The sequence below is a fragment of the Acaryochloris sp. IP29b_bin.137 genome (genome assembly GCF_028285745.1).
In the GTDB taxonomy this organism is placed as follows: Bacteria; Cyanobacteriota; Cyanobacteriia; order Thermosynechococcales; family Thermosynechococcaceae; genus Acaryochloris.
This window is the reverse complement of the sequence record NZ_JANQOP010000004.1, coordinates 1-6,780: the sequence shown is the minus strand read 5'-3', so window position 1 is coordinate 6,780 and position 6,780 is coordinate 1. Positions and strand designations below refer to the sequence as shown.

General features: G+C 50.7%; 8 protein-coding genes and 1 pseudogene. 6 read left to right on the top strand and 3 right to left on the bottom strand.

Going from position 1 to position 6,780, the window contains the following annotated elements; all coding sequences use genetic code 11:
• Nucleotides 1–1,183, top strand: a 1,183-nt coding sequence (chlP, locus tag Q0991_RS00235) for a geranylgeranyl reductase (protein ID WP_299484490.1), incomplete at its 5' end; no start/stop codon positions are given.
• A gap of 216 nt (nucleotides 1,184–1,399) precedes the next feature.
• Here the strand turns inward: chlP and Q0991_RS00230 are convergent.
• A complete protein-coding gene (locus Q0991_RS00230) occupies nucleotides 1,400–1,714 on the bottom strand; it encodes a hypothetical protein (protein ID WP_299484489.1) in 315 nt (104 codons plus the stop codon).
• Between the two features lie 281 nt (nucleotides 1,715–1,995).
• Here Q0991_RS00230 and panB point away from each other — a divergent pair, with 281 nt between their 5' ends.
• The 4 genes from panB to rsmD all read left to right on the top strand — a co-directional run bounded on the left by panB (nucleotide 1,996) and on the right by rsmD (nucleotide 4,563).
• Nucleotides 1,996–2,775, top strand: a complete 780-nt coding sequence (gene panB, locus Q0991_RS00225) for a 3-methyl-2-oxobutanoate hydroxymethyltransferase (protein ID WP_299484488.1) — start codon at nucleotides 1,996–1,998, stop codon at nucleotides 2,773–2,775.
• An 82-nt stretch (nucleotides 2,776–2,857) separates the two neighbouring features.
• A complete protein-coding gene (gene hisH, locus Q0991_RS00220) occupies nucleotides 2,858–3,502 on the top strand; it encodes an imidazole glycerol phosphate synthase subunit HisH (RefSeq protein WP_299484487.1) in 645 nt (214 codons plus the stop codon).
• A 6-nt stretch (nucleotides 3,503–3,508) separates the two neighbouring features.
• The gene (locus tag Q0991_RS00215; protein WP_299484486.1) at nucleotides 3,509–4,024 is read left to right on the top strand and encodes a hypothetical protein; all 516 of its coding nucleotides are present in this window, start codon (nucleotides 3,509–3,511) and stop codon (nucleotides 4,022–4,024) included.
• Nucleotides 4,024–4,563, top strand: a complete 540-nt coding sequence (gene rsmD / locus Q0991_RS00210; RefSeq protein ID WP_299484485.1) for a 16S rRNA (guanine(966)-N(2))-methyltransferase RsmD — start codon at nucleotides 4,024–4,026, stop codon at nucleotides 4,561–4,563. The genes Q0991_RS00215 and rsmD overlap by 1 nt, the downstream gene beginning before the upstream one ends.
• Before the next feature lie 97 nt (nucleotides 4,564–4,660).
• On the opposite strand, the gene petG is transcribed toward rsmD, so the two are convergent.
• Nucleotides 4,661–4,771, bottom strand: a complete 111-nt coding sequence (petG, locus tag Q0991_RS00205; RefSeq protein WP_299484484.1) for a cytochrome b6-f complex subunit V — start codon at nucleotides 4,769–4,771, stop codon at nucleotides 4,661–4,663.
• A 302-nt stretch (nucleotides 4,772–5,073) separates the two neighbouring features.
• Here petG and Q0991_RS00200 point away from each other — a divergent pair, with 302 nt between their 5' ends.
• Nucleotides 5,074–6,471 (top strand): TonB family protein, encoded by a 1,398-nt coding sequence (locus Q0991_RS00200; protein WP_299484483.1) that lies wholly within the window; start codon nucleotides 5,074–5,076, stop codon nucleotides 6,469–6,471.
• A 78-nt stretch (nucleotides 6,472–6,549) separates the two neighbouring features.
• Here Q0991_RS00200 and Q0991_RS25020 read toward each other — a convergent pair.
• Nucleotides 6,550–6,684 (bottom strand): annotated as a pseudogene (locus Q0991_RS25020) (biphenyl 2,3-dioxygenase); the annotation flags it as partial.
• Nucleotides 6,685–6,780 lie beyond the last annotated feature (96 nt).

Here is a 6,780-nt window from a genome sequence, read left to right as displayed (position 1 = left end):
CGGTTCATCAGCAGCAGAAACGCTGGTAAAGGCTGGTATTGAGACTTATTTGTTTGAGCGTAAATTAGATAACGCCAAACCTTGTGGTGGTGCAATTCCCCTGTGCATGGTGGACGAATTTGATCTCCCCCTTGAGATTATTGACCGACAGGTTAGAAAGATGAGAATGATCTCTCCTTCTAACGTTGAGGTTGATATCAATATCAAAAATGAGGGCGAATATATCGGCATGTGCCGTCGAGAAGTTTTAGACGGTTTTATGCGCGATCGCGCTGCCAAGTTAGGTGCAAAGTTGATCAACGGCACCGTCAACAAGCTGGAGTTCCCTACAGGAGACAACCAGCCCTATACCATTCATTATGCTGACTTAACCGGTGGCCGTTCAGAAGGCGTGATGAAAACGCTCCAGGTCGATTTGGTGATTGGTGCAGATGGGGCTAACTCCAGAATCGCCAAAGAAATTAAAGCAGGCGATTACAACTATGCGATCGCATTTCAGGAGCGCATTCGCCTTCCGGATGAGTACATGGCGTACTACCAGGATCGCGCCGAGATGTACGTCGGTGACGATGTCTCCACGGACTTCTACGCTTGGGTCTTCCCTAAATATGATCACGTCGCCGTCGGTACTGGCACCATGAAGGTCAACCAGGCCGACATCAAGAAGCTACAGGCCGGTATTCGTGCCCGTGCCGCCCATCGTCTCGTTGGTGGTGAAATTATCAAAGTGGAAGCTCACCCCATTCCTGAGCATCCGCGTCCTCGCCGAGTCGTGGGTCGGGTTGCCCTAGTTGGTGATGCTGCTGGTACTGTGACGAAGTCTTCTGGCGAAGGCATCTACTTTGCCGCTAAGTCTGCCCGGATGTGTGCTGAAGCCATCGTTGAATTCTCCAATAATGGTCAGCGCATTCCCACGGAAGATGAACTCAAAATTTATCTGAAGCGTTGGGATAAAGCCTATGGCATGACCTATAAGGTCCTCGATATTTTGCAGCGGGTCTTCTATCGTTCCGACGCTACTCGGGAAGCGTTTGTGGAAATGTGTGCCGATGAAGATGTCCAACAAATGACGTTCGATAGTTATTTGTATAAGACCGTGGTTCCCATGAATCCGCTCAAGCAAATCAAGATTACAGCAAAAACCCTTGGTAGCTTGATGCGCGGGAATGCCTTAGCGCCTTAAGTCCTTGTTTTGTAAGTACTTTTGAGCTTGAGCGTCAGCCCTTTAGCTAATTGGCTAAAGGGCTGACGCAATGTACCGGATAAACGTTCGTGAAGGCGTATCTCGAAGTTGGGGAGTTGCCTCTAAAGTCCTTTTGGCCACCTAACAGTTGGATACGCCCCGATAAAGGCATGGGGATATCTCTAGAAGTCCACCTTAAGTGATGACACTGATCGATTAAGGATTTAAGACTTTCACTTGTATCCCCCGATGGTCCTCGTTCTCAGGGACCTCCCCTGGCTTATCTGGCCCCGGTGTGAGCTTCACTTGTGGGGGTAAACCCACACTAATTTCCTGAGGGTCCGGTAATTGCTTGGGTTGAGGTTGCCATGCTCGGATGCCCACTTCTTGGACTCCTAAAACTTCAGCATCGCTGGGATTGGAGGACGTCGATGGCCGATTTTGCCTCCGTTGCTGAGCCCCGGCATATTCTCCTCCTAGACTTAGCAACACCGTCAATACCGTCGAACAAACAAAAAATGATTTAAACATCGTTTTAGCTCTCTTTGTAATGGAGTAAGCCAGCTAAACGGGAATGGCGTTAAACATTGAGTGAATGGTTGACCCGTCTACATTGACCCATTAGTCAGTTTTCCCTCAGATAGTTCTATCTTAGTCAATGGACAGTGGACTGTTTGGTATTGAGAGCAGCAAATAATCAATCTTGAGATTGATTGAGGTGGCATGGCGGGTAGGAGCACTATCCTGACTTGCGCTCAATCTCTCCCAGACCCTTTATTCTGAAAAAGAAGATGTAAAGGAGCCATCACCCTATGGCTGTGACCATTCATCAGCTGCGGAAGTGGAAGGAAAAGGGGCGTCCTATCTCAGTATTGACGGCATGGGACTATGCTTTTGCTAGTCTATTAGACCAAGCCGGAATTGACGTGCTGTTGGTCGGAGACTCGTTGGCCATGGTGGCACTGGGGTATCCCACAACTCTATCTCTGAGCTTAGAAGAAATGCTCTATCATGCCCAAGCGGTAACCCGAGGGGTCAACCATGCCCTGGTGGTGTGTGATTTACCGTTTCTGAGCTACCAAGAAAGTCCTCAACAGGCCCTGAGAAGTGCGGGGACTTTACTCCAACAGGCAGGGATAGCCGCCGTCAAAGTGGAAGGGGGCTACCCAGACATGGTCAACACCGTCCACTATTTGGTCGAACGCGGTATTCCCGTCATGGGGCATGTGGGCTTAACTCCCCAGTCTGTGCATCAGTTTAGTGGGTATCGGCGGCAAGGCACATCCGATCCAGAGGCAGACCGGATATTACAAGAAGCGATTGCCTTGGAAACAGCAGGCGCTTTTGCCATCGTTTTGGAACATATCCCTCACCCTTTGGCCTCGAAGATTAGCCAAACCTTGAAGATTCCCACCATTGGCATTGGAGCTGGGGCAGGCTGTGATGGTCAAGTGCTGGTTACTGCCGATCTGTTGGGATTATCCGAATGGCAACCACCGTTTGCCAAAGTCTACAGCAATTTACAAGACTCAATTACTGGGGCTGTGCAGCAATTCTGTGATGACGTTCGTAATCATCAGTTCCCCCAATAATACCTGAGGTTCCATCGCCGAAACAGAAAAGCGATAAGGTAATAGGGTAGGGATGTGGCCTAGCTGGGAAAGGAAGGGATGAATGCCTATCATCGCCGTGATTGACTACGATATGGGCAATCTGCATTCGGCCTGTAAAGGACTGCAAGAAGCCGGGGCACAGACGGTTGTCAGCGATCGACCAGAGGATTTAGTATCTGCTGATGCTGTTGTCTTGCCTGGGGTGGGAGCCTTTGATCCAGCGATGCAGCATTTGCGATCGCGTCATCTTATCCCCGTCATCCAAGATATTCTCGCCAGCGGCAAGCCCTTTCTCGGTATCTGCTTGGGGCTACAAATTTTGTTTGAAGGGAGCGAAGAAGGCACTGAAGCAGGCTTAGGCATTATTCCCGGCACCGTCAAGCGGTTTCAATCCGAACCGGGCATTACCATTCCCCATATGGGCTGGAACCAACTGGAGTATCAACAGCCCGATCTGCCCCTATGGCGTCATTCTCCTGCTCAACCTTGGGTCTATTTCGTCCATTCTTATTACGTTGACCCCGTTGATCCCACCGTTAAAGCCGCCACCGTTACCCACGGCACGCAAACTATTACCGCAGCCATTGCCCGGGATAATTTGATGGCCGTTCAGTTTCATCCCGAGAAATCCTCCACCTTCGGGCTCCAAATCTTGGCTAATTTTGTCGAGCAAGTGCAGGCCACCCTGGCAACGCCAGTTGCTTAGCCTCCCATGAATTACCTTATTGCGGTCCTAGCGGATCGGATTCAAGCAGAAGCCGCCTATACGGATTTAGAAAAAGCGGGCATCCCCCTGGCCCAGCTTTCTTTATTGGGTCGGGGCTACAAAAGTGCCGATGAATTTGGCTTTATTGACCCCAAGAATCCCGCCCGAAAACAGGCCCGCCGATTAATGAACTTTTCGATTCCGATTGGATTCATCTGTGGGGCCACCTTTGAGTTATATACGGGCGTGCGCTTATTCCCAGGGATGGGCAGTACGGTCCTTAATGTTGTCCTTGGCGGACTCTTGGGCGCGTCCTTTGGGGCTTTTGGCGGACTGTTCTCTGGAGGGCTGGCCGGTTTGACGGCAGGCAGCGGGGATGCCCTGGTGTATCGCAATCGGCTGAATGCCGGGAAGTATATTGTGGTGGTGAAAGGGACCGAACCCCTGACCCGCAAAGCCACCGATATTCTGCAACGATACGACCCCGAAAATATCCAAGGCTATGTTGAACCGCCAGACTGATGGTCAGAATTTACGGTAACCGTCCGATCAAAACCTTACCGGGTCTGCAAACCCGCCCCACCACCGCCCGGGTACGAGAAGCCCTATTTAATCGCTGGCAGTACCATCTGCAAGGCTGTCACTGGCTAGACCTCTGTGCAGGCAGTGGCTCAATGGGGGCCGAAGCCCTCTGTCGAGGGGCGGCCGTTGTTTATGGCATTGAACAGGCTGGAGAGGCTTGCCGTATCATTCGTCAGAATTGGCAGGCTGTCGCTCAACCCACCCAAACCTTTCAGGTGCTGCGGGGGGATGTGATCAAGCGGTCGGCTAAACTGAAGGGTCAGACCTTTGATTTGATTTATTTTGATCCGCCCTATGATGGCGGCTTATATGAGGGGGTGCTGACTGCGATCGCAACCCACCAGCTCCTTAAACCGCTACTGGGAGAAGCGGCAGTGGAACATCGTCCCAATCAAATATTAGCGCCACCTTCCACCCTACAGATTGTCCATACGCGCAGCTATGGCAACACCGCCTTAACCTTCCTTCGGCAATCGTAAAAAAAGCCAGAGGGATAAGGAAATGTACCACTCTGACTTTAAGACTAAGTATTTCAGGAGAAAACCAATAAAGGCAACTCCTTTGCAATTAAAAGATTTAGGTGGCCTCTTCTCCACGCTTGTATTGTTGCCATGCAGCGACAAATAATCCAGCGAGGGTAACTGGAACAAGGCCAAGTACAATACCGGCTAAGAGAGGTTCTACCACAGTGATAACTCCTTTGTTGCGCGTTACGATAACGCCTGAATGGTCCTCCCTTACTCTAGTCACCTTTGGGAGCGTTGACAAGAGAACGTCAGTTATTATTTGATCAAATTATTTTCCGAATCCTTCAGATTGGGTTGCTATTATAAGGAAATAATCGATTATTTCTATCGATCAAAAAGTGAAACGACTGGCCTTTTAATTTGTCCAAACAGTTAATATCACTCTAGCGAAGCTCTTGGGCCACCCATTGCTGACCTCAACCCTAATTTATTTCCAAGTATATGAACGGCTCTTCCCATCAGATGTTTTCCAAATCTTGGCAGCGACCTGCTAATCTCGCCATGATGGCTTCCGTTGCCGCCCATGGTGTTCTCTTTGCTGGCTTAGCGCTGGTCCCTGCAAGCAGCCAACAGCAAGCCGCCAAAAAACAGTTGCGGGTCGTCAGCCTTCTCCAACCCCCCCCAAACCAACCGAATCGATTGAATCAACCGATTATTGATCCCAATACTCCCCCACCTGCGCCTGGTGTTGCAGGTCTACCACTTAATATCACCACGCCGGATAGTTTGGCTGAACTACCTATTACCAATGCCCCCAATCCAGCCTTTGACCCCTTTGCCTTTTCAGCCTCTTCAGTGGTTGAGTTGCCTCCTCCCCCGCCTGAAGCTAGCTTCCCCCCTGTTAATCCAAATTCTCTGGCTAATTTACCACCGGAACAACCACCTACCTCGCCTCAGCAAACGCCACCCCCCAGCAATCCTGCTGGCCCATTCCTAAGCGATGAAGACTTCCAAGCGTGGCTGAACGGAGCAGAATTGCCTTATCTCAATCCAGATCCAGACGCTAATCCAGACGCTAAATCAGCTGGTCCTTTGAAATCGCCAGAAGCTCCATCTAGCCCTGTTGCTGGTAAAGTTCCTTCTACAAATTTAGCTAATACAGGAGGGGCAAATGATCCTAGCAAATTATCTGATTTTGGTCCCCCTAAGAAGACCATCACACGTTATCTGGCAGTGAAGTATCCACAAGCTGCTTGTCAAGAACGTATAGAAGGACAAGCAGAGTATCGGGTTTGGGTGAGTTCAAAAGCAGCTCCATTAGCGTCTGTTCTTAATGTATCTACCGGATCCGCTATCCTTGATCAAGCTGTCAAAGAAGCCGTCAGAAAATATAAGATCAAATCTGAAGATGCCAATACTACTCTTGTTTTGAAATCTGACATCAAATATTCCCAAAAGGTTTGCGCGATGAAGGAACCTGCTCCACCGACGCCTCAAGCTGAACCTAATCTACCGCCAGTCACCCCAACACCGACGCTCAAGCCGACAGCCCCCGGAACAACTACCCTCCCCAAAGAGCCTGCACCTGCTCAACCATCGACGCCCTCTACACCCGCAGCACCAGAGCCAAGTTTACCTCCAGTAGCGCCTGTGCAGCCTGCACCACCGACTCCGCCTCAGCCACCCATTCAGCCTGATCCACAGGCTCCAGCTGCTCCGCCTGCTGCTGTTCCATCCCCTAGCCCAGCACAGCCAGCTGCCTCCATCACAGAACCGCCCTCGAACTCTGATTTCCCCCCTGAGCCCACAATTCCGCCGCCAGCCCCTATGCCTGCAGCAGCCCCACAGCCTCCAGCTGCGGCTCCACCGACTCCAACACCGCCATCTGTACCATCCGCAGATGCCCCTCCTGCGAGCTAACGAGCTACAACAAGACCAGGTTCTTCAAGCTAAAGGATACGTTCTCACGGTGTGAATAACGTAAACAAATCGAAGTGACTAACCCATCACTTGAATAGTGCCAACCATACCCGCTTCGGTATGGCCAGGTACTATGCATCGCAGTGGATAGGTCCCTGAGCGCAATGGAACAAAGACCCAATCTGCTTCCGTATTGGCCCTTAACTCCAATTCCTTTGGGGATGACAAGGTACTTCAAATCTAGAGTCAGCAGTAGATAGGGCAGTGTGATTTCAAAGAAAATAGGGTGGCCGAAACGACTACCCTATC

Bases quoted from the DNA above. Each gene is read 5' to 3' on its own strand.
- Q0991_RS00215 (WP_299484486.1), top strand. From the start codon at position 3,509: ATGAATTACCTTATTGCGGTCCTAGCGGATCGGATTCAAGCAGAAGCC.
- panB (WP_299484488.1), top strand. From the start codon at position 1,996: ATGGCTGTGACCATTCATCAGCTGCGGAAGTGGAAGGAAAAGGGGCGT.
- Q0991_RS00230 (WP_299484489.1), bottom strand. From the start codon at position 1,714: ATGTTTAAATCATTTTTTGTTTGTTCGACGGTATTGACGGTGTTGCTA.
- hisH (WP_299484487.1), top strand. From the start codon at position 2,858: ATGCCTATCATCGCCGTGATTGACTACGATATGGGCAATCTGCATTCG.
- rsmD (WP_299484485.1), top strand. From the start codon at position 4,024: ATGGTCAGAATTTACGGTAACCGTCCGATCAAAACCTTACCGGGTCTG.
- Q0991_RS00200 (WP_299484483.1), top strand. From the start codon at position 5,074: ATGTTTTCCAAATCTTGGCAGCGACCTGCTAATCTCGCCATGATGGCT.